This is a genomic window from Pseudomonas sp. C5pp, from assembly GCF_000814065.1.
Classification (GTDB): Bacteria; Pseudomonadota; Gammaproteobacteria; order Pseudomonadales; family Pseudomonadaceae; genus Aquipseudomonas; species Aquipseudomonas asiatica.
Genome location: NZ_JWLN01000030.1, coordinates 49646 through 66043, shown reverse-complemented (window position 1 = coordinate 66043; position 16398 = coordinate 49646). Strand labels below are relative to the sequence as shown.

Sequence of the window (16398 nt, the reverse complement as noted above, 5' to 3'; positions counted from 1 at the left end):
TGCCTTCCGGGAGACCCACTCATGAGCGATCGCTACCTCGGCTTTGCCAACTCCAACCTCGGCCGCCGCCTTGTGGATGCCCTTGGCCTGCCACGTCCAGCGCCGCTGGAGCGTTGGCAGGCAGGCCGCCTGCGCCCGGTCGAAGGTGCCCTGGTACTGGGTGGCGGGCCACTGGCGAGCCAGGTGGAAGCCATTGCCCCGCGCCTGACCGACACGCTTTACAGCTTCAATACCGACAACCTCCAGGCCGAGGCATGGGTGGCTGGCCTGGGGCCGAAGATCAAGGCCGTGGTATTCGATGCCAGTCACCTGTCCGACAGCGACGCGTTGAAGCAGTTGCGCGAATTTTTCCAGCCACTGCTGCGCAGCCTGGCATCGTGCGCCCATGTGGTGCTGCTGGGCCGCGCGCCAGAAAGCCTCGACGACCCGTTGGCCAGCATTGCCCAACGAGCCCTGGAAGGCTTCAGCCGCTCGCTGGCCAAGGAACTGCGCAACGGTGCGACCGCGCAGTTGCTGTATGTCGGCCCCGGCGCGGAGGACCAGCTGGAAGGCGCCCTGCGCTTCTTCCTCTCGCCCAAAAGCGCTTTTATCTCTGGCCAGGTGCTGCGCCTGCATGCCTGCGCCAGCCAGGTCGAGGACTGGACCCGGCCGCTGGCTGGGCGCCGCGCCCTGGTGACCGGTGCCGCGCGCGGCATCGGTGCCGCCATTGCCGAAACCCTGGCGCGGGACGGTGCCGACGTACTGCTGCTGGATGTGCCCCAAGCCAGCCAGGATCTCGACGCCCTGGCCGCGCGCTTGGGCGGCAAGGCGCTGCCCTTGGACATCTGCGCCGGCGACGCGGCAACGCAACTGCTTGCGGCCCTGCCCGACGGCGTCGACATCGTGGTGCACAATGCCGGTATCACACGCGACAAGACCCTGGCCAACATGACCCCGGAATACTGGGACGCGGTGCTGGCGGTAAACCTCAAGGCACCGCAGGTGCTGACACAGGCGCTGTACGACAACGGCGCCCTGGGTGAGAACGCGCGCATCACCCTGCTGGCCTCGGTCAGCGGTATCGCCGGCAACCGCGGGCAGGCCAACTATGCCGCGAGCAAGGCCGGGCTGATCGGCCTGGCCCAGGCGTGGGCGCCCCGGCTCGCCGAGCGCGGCGGCAGCATCAATGCCGTGGCACCCGGTTTCATCGAAACCCACATGACCGCCGCCATGCCCATGGGCCTGCGCGAGGCCGGGCGACGCTTGAGTTCGCTTGGCCAGGGCGGCCGCCCGCAGGATGTCGCCGAAGCCATCGCCTGGCTCAGCCAGCCGGGCTCCGGTGCAGTCAACGGCCAGGTGCTGCGGGTATGCGGCCAGGCCTTGATGGGGGCCTGAACATGAGCCGACACTGGCACGACCTGCACAGCCCGGCTTCGCGCGCCAGCCTGTACCTGCGCGCGGCCAGCAAGCGCACCATCAGCGGCGACCAGCTGCCGGACGACGGCCTACGCTGTTTCATTCGCGTCCAGTCGGGCAACCTGGCCGCCTATCGTCGGCTGTGCCACTTCACCGACGATGGCCGCCTGCCGGGTACTTATCCACATGTCATGGCGTTCAGGCTGCAGCTGCAGTTGATGACCGCGCCCAACTTCCCCTTCCCGCTGCTTGGCCTGGTGCACCTGCACAACCGCATCGAAGTGATGCGCCCGCTGGGCGGTATCGAAGGGCTGCGCTTTGCGGTGCATGCAGGCAATCTGCAAGCGCATGCCAAGGGCGGCACCTTCGACCTGGTCACCGAAGCCGAAGACGGCATCGGCCTGCTCTGGCGCGAGACCAGTCGCATGCTGGTGCGCGGGTTGAAGCTGGAAAGCGAGGCAGGTGAGCCTGCCGAGGACGAACCGCAAGCGTTGCCAGAGGCGACCCGCTGGTACGCCGACAGCGATATCGGCCGGCGTTATGCCAAGGTTTGCGGGGACTACAACCCGATCCACCTCAGCGCAGCCAGTGCGCGGCTGTTCGGCTTCCCCACGGCCATTGCCCATGGCATGTGGAGCAAGGCCATGGCCCTGGCGGCACTGCGCGGGCACCTGCCGCACAGTGGCTTTGCCTTCGAGGTGGATTTCCGCAAGCCGGTGCGGTTGCCATCGGAGGTGGTGCTCGGTGCCAGTGAGGCGGGGGCTACGGGAGAGCTGCGGCTGGATGGCCATGGAGGGGTACTGCATATGGTCGGGCGCTGGGACCGGCTTTAAATCGTGAGGCTGCTTCGCAGCCTTTTCGCGACACAAGGCCGCTCCCACAGGTACCGCGTTCGGTTTGATGCCGGTGACCTCTTGTGGGAGTGGCCTTGCGTCGCGATGGGCCGCATAGCGGCCCCCTTGCTTTGCATCGGGCCTGCGCAGAAGCTATGCAGCATTAGGAGACCCCCGATGAACCTGCAAGAACTCACCCAACGCCTGCACCAGATCCGCGACAACAACGACTGGCGCGGCTTTCACAGCCCGAAGAACCTCGCCATGGCCGCCAGTGTCGAAATGGCCGAGCTGGTGGAAATCTTCCAGTGGCTGAGCGAAGACCAATCGCGCCAGCTGCCAGCCGATAAGCTGGCCCATGCCGGCCAGGAAATCGGCGATGTGGTGCTCTACCTGTTGCTGCTGTGCAGCGAACTTGGCCTGGACATGGACCAGGTAGTGCGAGCCAAGCTGGCCGACAGCGAGAGGCGCTTCGCCCGATGAACGACCGTCACTTCGATGAGCTGGCTACTCGCTTTGCCGAAAAGATCTACGGCGGCGCCAAGGGCGCGATCCGCCTGGCCGTGCTGCAGGCCGACCTGGCCGAAGCCCTGCCTGACCGCCCGCTGCGCATCCTCGACATCGGTGCCGGGTTGGGTCACATGGCCTTGTGGCTGGCCCAGCGCGGCCACCAGCTGACCCTGGCCGAACCCGCCGCGCCGATGCTCGACGGCGCACGGGCGCGCTTTGCCGAAGCCGGCCAAGCGGCCACCTTCATCCAGGCCCCCTGGCAAGACCTGCTTGGCCAGCTGACCGAACCCTACGATCTGGTGCTATGCCACGCCGTACTCGAGTGGCTGGCCGAGCCCGAAAGCATCCTGCCGGTGCTGCACCAGCTCACGGCCCCTTCCGGGTGGCTGTCGCTGGCCTTCTACAACCGAGACGCCCTGGTCTATCGCAACCTGCTCAAGGGCCATTTCCGCAAGTTGCGCAGCAACCGGCTGGAAGGTGAAAAGCAGAGCCTGACCCCGCAAAAACCGCTTGATCCACGGGAACTCAGGGCGCAACTTGATCCTATGTGGCAGGTTGAAAGCGAAAGTGGCGTGCGGGTGTTCCACGACTACATGCCCAAGGAATTCCAAGGCAAGGCCGAGCTGCTCGACCTGCTGGAAATGGAACTGGCCTACCGTCGCCACCCCAGCTTCGCCGGGCTCGGCCGCTACCTGCACTGGGTCTGCCGCCCCCGTTGACCTGCCCGCCGGGAGGAATACATGCCGTACCGTCTGTTGTGCCTGGCCGTGCTGCCGCTTGCCCTGGCTGGCTGCCAGGGCAGCAACCCCTACGTGGCCAGCAGCCGCCCGTTACCACCGGCACCGGCCCAGGCGGCCAGCACCTTCGATGCCAGTGCCTACCCGACACCGGCCCGTGATTACGGGCACTACCGTAGCTGGAGCTGGCTCAACGGCCAGTTGCCCAGTGGCTCGGTCGATACCGACCCGGCGCAACTGGCCGATGCCGTCAGCGGCGCACTGGACCAGCATGGCCTGCGTCCCGCCCGGGGCGGCCCCGGCGACTTGCTGGTCAGCGCCGACATACGCCTGGAAAAGCGCTTGCGCCAGGTACGTGACTACGATGCCTACGACCCTTACTACGGCCCGTATCCCTATGGCGGTGTCGGCTATGGCGGCTACCGCCATGGCTATGGGGGCTATGCCAGCGTGCCCATCGTGCGCACCTACGAAGTGCAGGTGATGGTGGTGCGTATCGACCTGTACGACGCCCGCAGCGGCCAGCCGGTATGGAGTGCCAGTGCCGAAAGCGGCAGCGACAAGGACTCGCCGCGTGAACGCGAAAGCGCCCTGCGCGATTCTGTGCACAAGGCGCTCAACGGCTATCCTCCCAGTTGATATCCAACGGAGAACCATCATGTTGCGCCGTCTCGTTCTACTGTCATTCGCGTTGTTGCTCGCCGCCTGCTCCAGCAATAACGTCCAGCAGGATTTCGATGCCAGCCGTGACTTTGCCGCCTACCGCAGCTGGGCATGGCAGGAACCGGGCCTGCAGTACCGCCCGGATGACCCACGAATCAAGAGCGACCTGACCGAGCAGCGCATTCGCCAGGCAGTTGCAAGCCAACTCGACCAGCGTGGCCTGCGCCCGGTACAAGGCGGCGCCCGGCCGGACGTGACAGTGCGCGCGTACCTGATCGTCGAGCAGCGCCAGCAACAGATCACCACCAACTACGGCGGTGGCTGGGGAGGCTACTGGGGCGGCTACTGGGGTGGCCCGATGTACAACGAAACTCGCAGCGTCGACTACAAGGTCGCCACCATCCAGATCGACCTGTTCGATGGGCGTGACGGCAAGCTGGTGTGGCGCGGCAGTGCCGAGCAGATCATGAACAACTACCCGCCAAGCCCTGAAGAACGTAACAGCGCTATCCAGAACACTGTGACCAAAGTGTTGGCCAACTACCCGCCGGGGAGCAAGAAGTAACACCGAACGCGGTTATGCAGGCGCCGCAGCCCCTGTGGGAGCGGGTTTACCCGCGAAGAAAACAACGCGGTGCATGGCACCGGCTTTGCCGGTGTTCGCGGGTGAACCCGCTCCCACAAGGGTCGCCTGCGAGGCCTGTTTCAACAGCGACAAAATCCATCCCGACCACGCCTTTTTGCCTTTCCCGCCCCACTCGCCCGCAGGTTCCCGTCTATCTTCACTTAAGGAAACCTGACTGACCGGGTAGATGTGTTCAACATTTGGGAAGGGCGACCTGCCAATGCAAAGCATTGTTCTCCTGCTGTGGCTTGCCTTGTGCTCCGAACAGGACGTGCGTCAACGCCAGATATCCAACATGCTCACCCTGGGTGTGGCTGCCTGTGCCCTGGCCTGGCTTTTCGCCACTGGCCGCAGCTGGATCGGCGCCGATGCCAGCGATGCCGGATGGGCGCTGGCCATCGTCATGTTGCTGACCCTGCCCGGTTACATGCTCGGCCGTTTCGGTGCCGATGACGTCAAGCTGATGGGCGCCCTGGCCCTGGCCACCAGCCCGCAATACGTACTTGGCACCTTCATCGGCGCCGGTGTCAGCGTACTGCTGTGGCTGCTTACCCGCCGACGCCTGTGGACGTTGCTCAACCCCAAGGTAAAAAAGCGCTTGCAGGCCTTGACCGAGGAAATGGGTGACAAGCAGGCGTTCGTCCCCTATGTGCTCACCGGTTTTCTTTTGACTGCTGTATGGATCCAGTGAGCAATCTCGTGGTCCGATGGCTGTACAGAATTTGTAATTTGTACAAATCCACCACCCCCGACTATTTTTAGTTTGCAGAGCGCTTGGCCCGGGAGCAGGACCGCGTAACGACAGGGAGTTGATCGTGTCCAGAGCATTCAGTGATGTGAAGATATTGGTGGTCGATGACCAACCAGTGATAGTCGAACAATTGTGTGAGTTTCTCGAAACCAAGGGTTACCGCTGCCTGCCGGCCCACTCCACTGACGAAGCCCTGGAACGTTACCTGGCAGACGAGGCCATTGGCGTGGTCATCTGTGACCTGCACATGCCTGGTCGTGATGGTATTGAACTGGTCCGCGAACTGAAGATACAAGGCGGGCAGCGCGCGTTCGAGGCCATCATGGTGACCGGTCGAGCGGAGAAGCAGGATGTGATCCGAGCGTTGCGCGAGGGCTTTGCCGATTACTACCAGAAACCCATGGACCTCGATGAACTGCTGGAGGGCGTACGCCGCCAGGAACAGGCCGTGCAGGAGCGCCAGCGCAGCTTCCGCGAGCTGGGCGGGTTGAGCCAGCGTCTGCAAGAGCTGGCAGAGTCGATGGACGAGCTTTACCAGGACCTGCAAAAAGCCCGGGGCCAGGGCATGCACCGGCGTGCCAGCGATGTGGACGAGAGTGAAAGCGAACTGCCAGCGGCGTTCGAGAAGCTGTCGCCACGCCAGCTGGAAGTAGCCCGCCTGGTGGGCAAGGGCCAGACCAACTACCAGATCGCCTGTGAGCTGGGCATTACCGAAAATACCGTGAAGCTGTATGTGTCGCAGGTGCTGCGCCTGACCCACATGCACAACCGCACCCAGCTGGCACTGGCACTGACACCCAGTTCGTCGCCGGTGCATCAGCGGTTTACTACCCATTGAGTGACCGGTAGGCACACCGCTTTTTTGTAGGAGCAGCCTTGCGCTGCGAAAGGGCCCTCATGGCATACAAAAGATTGCGCCTGAAATGGCCTCTTTGCAGCACAAGGCTGCTCCTACAGATCCTCGGTTCACCTGTTACAACTGGATAGCCAGTTTTAACGTCATGCGCGGCGCGCGGTCCAGGCTGTTCAATGCCACATCCGCCAAAGGCTTGGCCAGCTCCAGCGCCACATTGAACAAGCGCCCATCGCCCAACCGCACACCAAGCGCCGCCGAAGCCAGGTGGGCATCCTGCACAGGCCCCCGGTTATGCCAGGCCTGCGCCGTATCAACCACCACATAGGGCTGCACCAACGCCAGCCAGTTGGCGTGCATGCTGTAATTCACCTCGTAAGCCACACCCCAGCCCTTGTCCCCGTCCGCCTGGTCGCGCGGGTAGCCACGGCCGAAACTCTGCCCGCCAAACCCCGCACGCTCGCTGTCGGGCAAGCGGTCATCACTCCAGTACAGCGCCCCGGACACCACCCCCTGCCAGTTACCGAGCAACCTGTCGCTCTGCAAGCCGGAAAGCCGCAACCGCAGAAAATCCAGATCGTAGTCGGCATCGCTACGCGCCCCCAGGTAATCCAGGCCCTGATAGACCCCGGCGCTGACGATGCGCAAACGGCCCTCTTCCACCTTGCGCCAGTCGCCCTCGAATGACAGCGCACGCACGTAGGTGTCGTAATCCCGTGCCGATGGCGACCTATCCACCCGGTCTTCGAAGTGCTCGCTGACCGAATACACCTGCCCCTGCACCACCATCCATTCATCCGGCCTGACGATCACCGGCTGGCGCAGGCCGATCGCATAGCGATCGCTGTCGCGCTTGCGGGTGATATCACGGCCATCATCCAGCCGAATCCGCGTGCCCGGTTCGCTGCGATAACGCGAGGCCGACAGCAGCAGCTGGCTGCCGCCCGCATCCAGGTATTGGCTGTAAGCCAGGCGCTGATAATGCACCTGGTCATTCCCTGGTGGCAGCAACACGCTGGCCTGGATCTGTTCGGCAAAGCGGGTCTGGGCGTGGCTGGTTGCCGTCAGCAGCGCCTGCGCATCGTCGCGGTTGCCATCAACCACGGTAACGGCAGCGCTGAACGGCTTGCGCCGGGCATGCACGGTCAACAGCGTGGCACCATCAGCGGTTCGCGCCATGGCCAGCTGTGGGTCTATCGTCACCCCTGGCAGGCGCTCGGCCAGGCCCAGGTAGCGCTCCAGCGTTTCCCGGGTCAGCGGGCGCTCGGTTGCAAGCCGCTCCAGCAGCTGGTGCAGATAGGCGCTTGCCGGGCCGATATCGCCGACCACGCGGTAATCCCGAATATAGCCTTCGACCAGCACCACATTGACTTGGCCATCAGCCACCTCCTGCGGCGGCAGGTAGGCGTAAGACAACAGGTAGCCTTCCTGCCGATAGCGCTGGGTCAGGCGCGCGGTGTACTGCTGGAGCTCGCCCAAGGTAGTCTGGCGCCCGATCAGCGGTTGGTAGTGTTCGCGCAGGTCGCTCAGGGGGAACACCGTGCCGCCTTCGAAGCGCACTTTATGCAGCACCAGCCGGGTATTCGCAGGCGCCCACGCGGGGCTGTCGCCATCCTCCCCGGCCAGCTGCAGGTGAGCACTGACCGGGTGGTAGGCGTCTATCGGCAGGTTGGCGCCGGGCAGGCGACGTTCGTACTCATGGCTGTCGAGAAAACCTGGCAAAGGCTCGGCATGGGCCGCAAGTGCCCAAGGCAGCAACAACAGGGGCACGGCCAGAGGACGCATAGGGCGCTCCATGTTCCCTGGGGCTGCGTTGCAGCCCTTCGCGGGCGCGCCCGCTCCCACCGAGATCGCGCTTTCCTGAAGCCAGCACCAAACCTGTGGGAGCGGGCGTGCCCGCGAAGGGCCGCAAAGCGGCCCCAAATTGCTTGACTGACAGGCATCAGGGGCGCCAGCCGGTCACACCCGTTACCTGCAAGCGTAGGTGCTGCCTCGGCCCTCGTCGAACGGCTACTCGCTGACTTGGAACGCCACGCGCGCCGTCTCGCCGCTTTCATCCAGCGCGCTGATTTCGGCCTGGCCTACCTGTTGGAAGCGCACCAGCAGGCTGTCCTGGCCCTGGGTTTCGCCCAATGGCTGGCCGTTGAGGAACCACCAGCGCCGACCGCCGCCGCCCAGCGCCGACACATACAGTTGCAACGGCTCGCTGCTGGTGGCCGGGCGGCGCAGGTTGTCGCCCGGGCGCACGCCCACGATCGAAAGCGGTGGCGCGCTGGCCGGCACATGCGGCGGGCAGGCCGGATCGATGGCCGGCAGGCGCGCCGCACGCCGCTCCACACGTGGCAGCCAAGGCTCCAGCGGGGCGGGCCATAGGGCGATATCGCGCGCCTTGGCGCCCGGGCAACTGCCATCGACGCGCAGCCCCTGGTCGTTGACCCATACGCTTTCGCGCAGGCCCAGGCCGAGTGGCTGGTCGGCGGCCTGCAGGGTTGGCGGCGTAGTGCCGTCCAAAGTCCAGGCGAAACGCTGACGCCGGCAGTTGGGGTCCTTTTTGCTCATCGGCTGGCCCAGTGGCCAACAGATCGCAGCCACGCCGACGTTCGCCGGCACCCGCTCCACCGGCACGCTGATGCCACGCTGGCTGTCACGGTTGCTAAGCAGGTCGTGCACCTGCAGCATCAGCGGCGCTGCCGAAGCCAGCCCGAACTGGCCGGGGACCGGTGTGCCATCGGGGCGGCCAATCCATACGCCGATCAGGTAGCGCGGGCCCACGCCGATCGACCAGGCATCGCGAAAGCCGTAGCTTGTGCCCGTCTTCCACGCCAGTTGCGGGCGTTGCACCAGCTCGGCATGCGGGTCGCGGTCGGGGCGCGCCTGGCCGCTGAGGATGCGCCGGATGATCCACGCCGCCCCTGGCGACAGCAGGCGCCGTTCCAGCAACGGATCCTGTGGTTGCAGGCGCACCCTCGCACTATTGCCACCCCGCGCCAGCGCAGCGTAGCCACCCACCAGATCCTCCAGGCGGCTGCCCGCGCCACCCAGGATCAACGACAGGTTGGGCTCTGCCAGAGGAGGCAATATCAGCGGCACGCCCGCCATGCGCAGTTGCGCGGCAAAGCGTTTCGGACCATAGGCCTCCAACAGCTGCACCGCCGGCAGGTTGAGCGACAGCGCAAGCGCCGAACTGGCCGACACCGGCCCGCTGAAGCCCATGGAGAAGTTGCCGGGGCGGTAGTCGCCATAGCGTCGCGGCACATCCTGCAACAACGACTCGGAATGGATCAGGCCGTCATCCAGCGCCATGCCGTAGAGGAACGGCTTGAGGGTGGAGCCCGGCGAGCGCAACGAACGCACCATGTCGACATGCCCGAAGCGGCGCTCGTCGGCCAGGTCGATCGAGCCCAGGTAGGCACGCACCGCCATGGTTTGCGCATCGACCACCAGGATGGCAGCGGAGGTGCGCTCTGGAAGCCGTGCGCGCCAGCCCAGCAGCAGGTCTTCGAGGCGCCGCTGCAGTGCGGCGTCGAGCGTTGTACGGATCAGCGGCGGGCTGTCGGCGCTGTTCAGGCGCCGGGCCAGCAACGGCGCGAGAGCCGGCTCCTGACGTGGCGCCAGCACCAGCGGCTCTTCGGCAGCCTCACGGATTTGCTGAGCCGGCCACACCCGGTATTCGGCCAGGCGTTGCAGCACCTTGTCCCGGGCGCGCTGGGCACGCTCGGGGTGGCGGTCCGGGCGCAGGCGGCTGGGCGCCTGGGGCAGCACGGCCAGCAGCGCCGCTTCGGCCGGGGTCAGGTGCATAGGCGACTTGCCAAGGTAGGCCCAGCTGGCGGCCGCCACGCCCTGCAGGGTGCCGCCGAAGGGCGCGCGGTCCAGGTAGATTTGCAGGATTTCGCGCTTGGACAAATGCCATTCCAGCTGCGCCGTGCGCCATAGTTGGCGCAGCTTGCCGGCCAGGGTGCGCTCATGCGGGTCGAGCAGGCGTGCGACCTGCATCGACAGCGTGCTGCCGCCCGACACCACACGCCCGCCACGCAGGTTCAGCCAGGCAGCGCGAGCCAGCGCCAGCGGGTTGACTCCGGGGTGGCTGTAGAACCAGCGGTCTTCATAGGTGAGCAGCGCCTGCAGATACAGCGGCGAGACCTCGTCGGAGCTGACCGGGTAGCGCCATACACCATCGGCATCGGCAAAGCGCCACAACGGCGTGCCGTCCTCGGCCAGCACCACGCGGGCCAGGTCGTCTCCGGGCATGGGCAGCGGCCATAGGCGGTCGGCCAGCCACAACAGGCCGAACAGTACCAGCATGCCGATCGCCGTGGCGCGCAACAGCCTGCCCGCACGGGTATGCGGCCGCGTTAAGCTTGGCATCGGGAACCGACCTGGCCAGGTGATGGCCAAAGGCTTGGGAACGGCAACATCGCCGATTCGTTCATCAGGAAGCAACTATGCATGTAGAAGGTTTTTTCGAGTGGCTGGGCCAGGCGCTGGGGTCGTTGATCCGCTTCATCGTCGACGCATTGAGCGGGCTGTTCAACCTGCTGGCCAGTGCCGGTGGCAATTTCATCGATGGCCTGGCGCGCACCTTGGGCATGGAGACCTCGCTGCTCAGCATCCTCGCCCTGATCATCGGGCTGGTGCTGCTGTACTCGGCAATCCGCGCGTTCATGCGCGCCTCGATCATCCTCGGGATCATCTGGCTGCTGTTGGGGTTGTGGGTGATGAGCTGGGTGATTCACTAAGTACGGCACCGTTCCTGTAGGAGCGGCCTTGTGTCGCGATCGGGCGCGCAGCGGCCGCAAAAGCTGGCGACGCGGTCGACCTTTTGCTCCGCGTGCTCAGGCTTTGGGGCCGCTTTGCGGCCCAATCGCGACACAAGGCCGCTCCTACAACAGACCGCGTCGCCTTAGCGGGCTTTTACGGTCATCTCCCCTTGCCCATCCCCCACGGCCTGCAGGTTTGGCCGGTACATCGATTCAACCTGCGGCGGCGGCACGCGATAGGTGCCCGGGGTCACCGCCCGAGCCAGGTACAGCAGGTGGGTGGTGCCGTAGCTGTCCAGCTTGAGCGCGGCGACGTAACGATCATCGCGATACTCCTGGTGCACCACGCTGGCGTTCTGCATCGATTCGCGCCATTCCTTCACCGCACTGCTGGCGTTTTCCAGGCTGGCGGCACTTTGCGCCAGGTTCTGGTTTTCCAGCTCCAGGCCCGCCGGTAACAAGTCCACCACCAGCGCATCCGGCACCCGGTCTTCAGCCTTGAGCGCCAGGTGCACCAGCACCAGGTCTCCGCTGCGCAGGTTATGCAGATCCAACGGCTGACCATTCATGCCCAGGTACTCACGGCGGATCTGCATGCCGTTGCCACCGGCCGCAGGCGCTTGGCGTGGGTAACCCGACAAGGTCAGTTGCTGGTACAGCGTCTCGCTGCCTTGGTTCTGCACACTAAGCGGCGAAGCCAGCAACGGGCCTTCGAGCTTCATGCCAGACTCGGCATTGTTGAACTCGCGCACTTCGCCCGCGCTGTCCAGGCGCGCCTGCCACTGGCCTTCTGGTTTGCCCAGCAGGCCACGGCCGGCCAGGAACAGTGCATTGCGCTCCTGGGTCGACAGCCAGCGGTTGGCCGCCAGTTCATCCGACAGGGCGAACAGGCGCTGGTCGACCTGGCGGCTGGCCAGATTGCTTTCCTGCAGCAGCGCCAGGATCAGTGCCTGGTCACGCAGGGCGCTACCATAGTCGGCCATCCAGCCTTTACCGCGGCTGATGCCCAGGCCTGCCTGCAGGGCCTGCTCGGCACGCGGCTTGTCGCCCATCTTGTCCAGCGCCACCGCCAGTTGCACCAGTGGCAGGCCAGAGCGGGCGTCGGCGCGGCGTTCGAACAGGCCACGCAGGGCACCCAGGGGCGCCTGCTGGCTGCGCGACAGCACCAATGCCGCATAGGCCTGCACGGCGAAGCGGGTGTGTTCGGCGTTCTCGCTGTAGTCGACTTCGATCAGGTTGCGCTCCTGCAGGTAGCGCAGCAGGCGCTCGCTGGCCTTCTTCAGCGCTTCGGCGGGCACACCATAGCCTTGGTCACGGGCGCGCAGCAGGAAGTCGGTGACATAGGCGGTCAGCCAGTATTCTTCCTCGCTGTCCGAACTCCACAGGCCGAAGCTGCCGTTGTAACGCTGCATGCCCAGCAGGTGCTCGATACCCATCTCGATCTTGCGCTTGCGCACATCGGCAGGCTCGCCCTTGATGCCCAGGCGCTTGAGGCTGTCGGCATCGGCGTACAGCGACGGGTAGAGGCCGCTGGTGGTCTGCTCCAGGCAACCGTAGGGGTAGGCTTCGAGGGCACGGATCTGCTCGGCCAGGTTCAGCGGTGGCCGGCTCGACAAGGCCAGGCTGGCTTCAAGCCCGGCGGGTTCGAAGGCGGCCAGGTCTGCTTCAGGCAGGGTCCATGGCTGGTCCTTCAAGGCCACGCGGTAGTGCTTGAGCATCGCCGGGTAGGCCGGGCGCACGCCCAGCGTCCACTCGCGTTCGAACGCGCCGGTCGGCTCGTTCGGCAGCTGCAGGCCAGTGACCCGCACATGCACCTTGCCCTGGCCCAGGCCACCCTGGGCCTGTACCGGGATCATCAGCGTCGAGCGCTGGCCTTCAGCCAGGGCAACGTTCTGCACGGCGTTGGCCGCCAGGCTCAGCTGCCCTTCGGTGCTGATTTCAACGTTCAGCTGCTGGGCACGGCCCGACAGGTTGGCCAGGTCCAGCGCCAGGCTGGTGCGGTCGCCACCGGCCAGGAAACGCGGCGCCGAGAGCTCGGCGATCAGCGGCGCGGCGACCACGGTCTTGCCTTCGGCCATGCCGAACTGTTCCTCGGTCCAGGCCTGGGCCATTAGCCGCAGTTCGCCATTGAAGTCGGGGATATCGACCGTGGCCTGGCCCTCGCCCTTGTCGTCCAGGGTCACCGGCAGGCTCTGCTGGGCGACGATGGTCACCGTGGTGTTGGGGCGCTTGCCACCCTTGGCCATCGCTGCGTCACCACCAAATGCCAGGCTGGCCAGGCGGCCCTGGCCGGCTTCGATCAACTGGCCGTAGATATCCAGCTGGTCAGCACCGTAAGCCTTGCGCCCGAACAGGCTGGCGAATGGGTCGGGGGTCTTGAAGTCGGTGATGTTGAGGATGCCCACGTCCACCGCCGACAACAGCACATGCACCTGTTCAGGCACGCTGCCATCGGCATTTGCAGCCTTGACCTTCACGGTCAGCGGCTGTTTCGGGCGCATTTTCTCCGGCGCCTGCAGGCTCACCGCCAGCTTGCGTTCAGCGCGGTTCAGCGGCAGGTGCAGCACGCCCACCGCGCGTTTCGGCGTGGCGTTGGCCTTGCGCTCACCCGGGCGGATCACCAGCGCGCTGATGTACAGGTCGTGGCGGGCCCACTGCTTGTCCAGCTGCACGTCGAACGTCTTGCCCTCGGCGGGCACGTCGATCTCCTGCCACCACAGCGGGCCATCGCTGGACTCGATCATCAGGTAGCCACTGCCGGCTGCGGGCGGGGTGACGGTGACCTTGGCGGTAGCGCCGTCGGCGTAGGCCGGTTTGTCCAGCGCCAGCTTGACCTGGTCCGGCCGCACCGCGCCGCCTTCGGCGTTGTCCTGGGCGCGGTAGCCAGCCCAGAAGCGCGCGCTGGACACCAGGCCCGTCTCCGGATCCTCCACCTCGACACGGTACGGGCCCCATTCCACCTGGAAGCTCAGCTTGGCGGTGGAGCCGGCCTTGACGCTGACGGTCTCTTCGCTCTGGGTCAGGAACTTCTCGTTGTAGGCGTAGCTCCAGCCATCGCTCTGCGAGTAGTTCCAGTAGTAGTCGCGGCGCTCGCGTACCAGCCGCACCTTGAGGTCGTTGGCCGCCAGCTTCTTGCCGTTGCGGTCGGCCACCAGGAACTCGAACTCCACCGGCCCGTCACTGTCGGTTTCCTCGCCGTCGAACAGGCCACGCAGGCCTGGCAGGCGCTCGGCTGGCCAGATGGGTTGTTCCAGGCGCCGGGTAATCGGCCGGCCACCGGACTCCTGCAGGCTGGCCTGCACGGTCAGTTGCAGCGGCGAGCGGGCTTCGGCCCAGCGGCTTTCGATATCGACCACGGCCTTGCCGGCCTGGTCGAGGGTGACTTCGTCCAGCTCCAGGTCCTGGTTCAGCTCGGTTTCGGTGACCGAGCCGAACTGGTAGCCAGGCAGCGCCGGTACCGCCTCACGCAGTGGGCGAACATAGGCCTGGCCGCTCAGGCGGTTGCCGGCAGCCGGGGCGCCGTATAGGTAACGGCCATTGACCTGGATGCGCGCATCCTGATCCGGAGACAACGGTTTGCTGCTGCCCTTGAGTTCCAGCGCCAGGCGCTCGGGCAGGAAGTCTTCGACGAGAAATTCATACACCTGCTTGCGCCCGCCGCCCAGGTCGAGCAGCAGTTGCCAGCGGCCGGTCGGGGCCTCGCTGGCCAACTGCAGCTGGTATTGGTACAGGCCGTTGCCGTCGGCTTCCCAGACGAACTTGCGGCTGACCTGCTCATCCGGGCGACGCACTTCCACGCTCACTGGCTGCGCCTTGACCGGCTTGCCGTCCTGGTCGCGCAGCAGGCCGTTGAGCAACACCGTTTCCCCGGGGCGATACAGGTCACGCGGGCCGAAGATGAAGAACTGCAGCGGGTTGGCCTGCGGGCCGGTGATGTCGAACTCGGCCAGGTCCAGCGCCGCGCTGCTCAGGCGCAGCAGGGTGGTGTGCACGCCCTGGGTGGCGATCAGGGTGTCGGCCTTGGGCGTGATCGGCAGTTGGGCGTGGCCATCGCTATCGGTGCTGGCCTGGGCCAGCAGCTTGCCCTTGTCGTCATGGATTTCCAGGTTGACGCCGTTCATCGCCTTGCCACCTTCCAGGGCCTGGGCGAACACATCGAGGCGGTCACGGTAGCGATGCGCGGACACACCGATGTCGCTGAGAGTGAACAGGGTCGCTGGTTGCGAGTAGTCGTAAGTGCCCGAGGCTCGCATCACCGCCAGGTACACGCCTGGCTCCTGCAGCGGCTTGATGCCGGCGATCGGCAGCAGCACGGTCTCGCGGGTGTTGCGTGCGGGGTTGAGGTCGAAGCGGCCGCTGTAGACCAGATCGGCCATGTCCAGGGTTTCCTTGGACTGGTAGTAGTACAGGCTGCTGTTGCGCCCCCAGCTGACCAGGAAGGTCGAGAGCATGTCCGGCTTCACGCGGAAGAATTCGACATCGACCTTGTCGACGTTGAGCGCGATCACCGGCAGCCCCTCGGCCAGGCGCGTGGGCAGCAGCGAACCGCGGCTGGCGAAGCCGATGGTCGGCTGCATGTCGCGGGTTTCCAGGCGGCTGATCGACTCGCTGTCCAGTTGCTTGCCATTGACCGCCAGCAGGCCCTTGTCGACGGTCAGCACCAGCTTGCGCTGCGGCTCCAGATGGCGCAGGCGCAGCTCCATCTGGTTGTCGGAGAGTTCCCAGGCGCCGTCGAGCTTGCCTTTGACGGTGTCGACCAGGTGCACTTTGCTGGCGAAGTCCTGTTTGGCATCCAGCGGCGCGGAGAAGCTGATCGACAGCGTCGCGGCGCCATCGAGCTGCACTTCGGAAGCATCCAGCACCGTCAGCTCGCGGCCCTCGTAGCGTTTGGCGAGTACAGCCGGGTCTTCGCGTTGGGGTGCCGGGGTGGCGGCGGGCGCTGTGGCCGCCGGCTTTTCGGATGGCGCCGGCTTGTCCGGCGTCGAAGAGTCACAGGCACTGAGCAAAGCCAGCGCGCAGGCCAGCAACAATCCTTTGTTGAACATGGAGTAGAACTCTTTGGCAGCGTGTACGTGAGGGCAGCAACTATAGCGCAACTATGGTCGCGCGAATTGGCTGCATGGCCGGTACACTGCTGGCAATTTAGAAAAGCGGGGGCGCTTTGCGCCCCTTTCGCGACTCAAGGCCGCTCCCACAGGTACTGCACAGGCTTCCGGTTTACACGATTCTTGTGGGAGCGGCCTTGTGTCGCGAAAGGGCTGCGCAGCAGCCCCA

Annotated in this window: 12 protein-coding genes; 9 read left to right on the top strand and 3 right to left on the bottom strand. The window is 65.6% G+C overall.

The genetic code is table 11. The features are described from left to right. Positions 1-21 precede the first annotated feature (21 nt). From RR51_RS21905 to RR51_RS21870, 8 genes are all read left to right on the top strand, one after another. Positions 22-1374: a 3-oxoacyl-ACP reductase gene (locus tag RR51_RS21905; RefSeq protein WP_039614659.1), complete on the top strand. Its 1353-nt coding sequence runs from the start codon at positions 22-24 to the stop codon at positions 1372-1374. A 2-nt stretch (positions 1375-1376) separates the two neighbouring features. After that, entirely contained in the window at positions 1377-2228 is an 852-nt protein-coding gene (locus RR51_RS21900; protein ID WP_039614669.1) for a MaoC family dehydratase, read from the top strand. A gap of 177 nt (positions 2229-2405) precedes the next feature. Beyond that, on the top strand, positions 2406-2711 hold the full coding sequence (locus tag RR51_RS21895) for a MazG-like family protein (protein ID WP_013970728.1): 306 nt from the start codon (positions 2406-2408) through the stop codon (positions 2709-2711). Further along, a complete protein-coding gene (locus RR51_RS21890; protein WP_039614658.1) occupies positions 2708-3457 on the top strand; it encodes a methyltransferase domain-containing protein in 750 nt (249 codons plus the stop codon). The genes RR51_RS21895 and RR51_RS21890 overlap by 4 nt, the downstream gene beginning before the upstream one ends. Positions 3458-3478: 21 nt before the next feature. Beyond that, positions 3479-4114, top strand: a complete 636-nt coding sequence (locus RR51_RS21885) for a DUF4136 domain-containing protein (RefSeq protein ID WP_003257064.1) — start codon at positions 3479-3481, stop codon at positions 4112-4114. A 19-nt stretch (positions 4115-4133) separates the two neighbouring features. After that, the gene (locus RR51_RS21880; RefSeq protein ID WP_039614657.1) at positions 4134-4703 is read left to right on the top strand and encodes a DUF4136 domain-containing protein; all 570 of its coding nucleotides are present in this window, start codon (positions 4134-4136) and stop codon (positions 4701-4703) included. 280 nt (positions 4704-4983) lie between these two features. Next, positions 4984-5454: a prepilin peptidase gene (locus tag RR51_RS21875; RefSeq protein WP_013970724.1), complete on the top strand. Its 471-nt coding sequence runs from the start codon at positions 4984-4986 to the stop codon at positions 5452-5454. Positions 5455-5578: 124 nt separating this feature from the next. Then, on the top strand, positions 5579-6352 hold the full coding sequence (locus RR51_RS21870; RefSeq protein WP_024086200.1) for a response regulator transcription factor: 774 nt from the start codon (positions 5579-5581) through the stop codon (positions 6350-6352). A gap of 135 nt (positions 6353-6487) precedes the next feature. Here RR51_RS21870 and RR51_RS21865 read toward each other — a convergent pair whose 3' ends face one another. Both RR51_RS21865 and pbpC read right to left on the bottom strand, forming a co-directional pair. Continuing rightward, positions 6488-8152, bottom strand: coding sequence for a ShlB/FhaC/HecB family hemolysin secretion/activation protein (locus RR51_RS21865; RefSeq protein WP_039614656.1), 1665 nt, complete (start codon positions 8150-8152; stop codon positions 6488-6490). 225 nt (positions 8153-8377) lie between these two features. Continuing rightward, a complete protein-coding gene (pbpC, locus tag RR51_RS21860; protein ID WP_039614655.1) occupies positions 8378-10732 on the bottom strand; it encodes a peptidoglycan glycosyltransferase PbpC in 2355 nt (784 codons plus the stop codon). A gap of 77 nt (positions 10733-10809) precedes the next feature. Between pbpC and RR51_RS21855 the strand changes: the two genes are divergently transcribed. Beyond that, positions 10810-11103 (top strand): hypothetical protein, encoded by a 294-nt coding sequence (locus RR51_RS21855; protein WP_025337571.1) that lies wholly within the window; start codon positions 10810-10812, stop codon positions 11101-11103. A 164-nt stretch (positions 11104-11267) separates the two neighbouring features. Here RR51_RS21855 and RR51_RS21850 read toward each other — a convergent pair whose 3' ends face one another. After that, a complete protein-coding gene (locus RR51_RS21850; RefSeq protein WP_039614654.1) occupies positions 11268-16169 on the bottom strand; it encodes an alpha-2-macroglobulin family protein in 4902 nt (1633 codons plus the stop codon). Positions 16170-16398 lie beyond the last annotated feature (229 nt).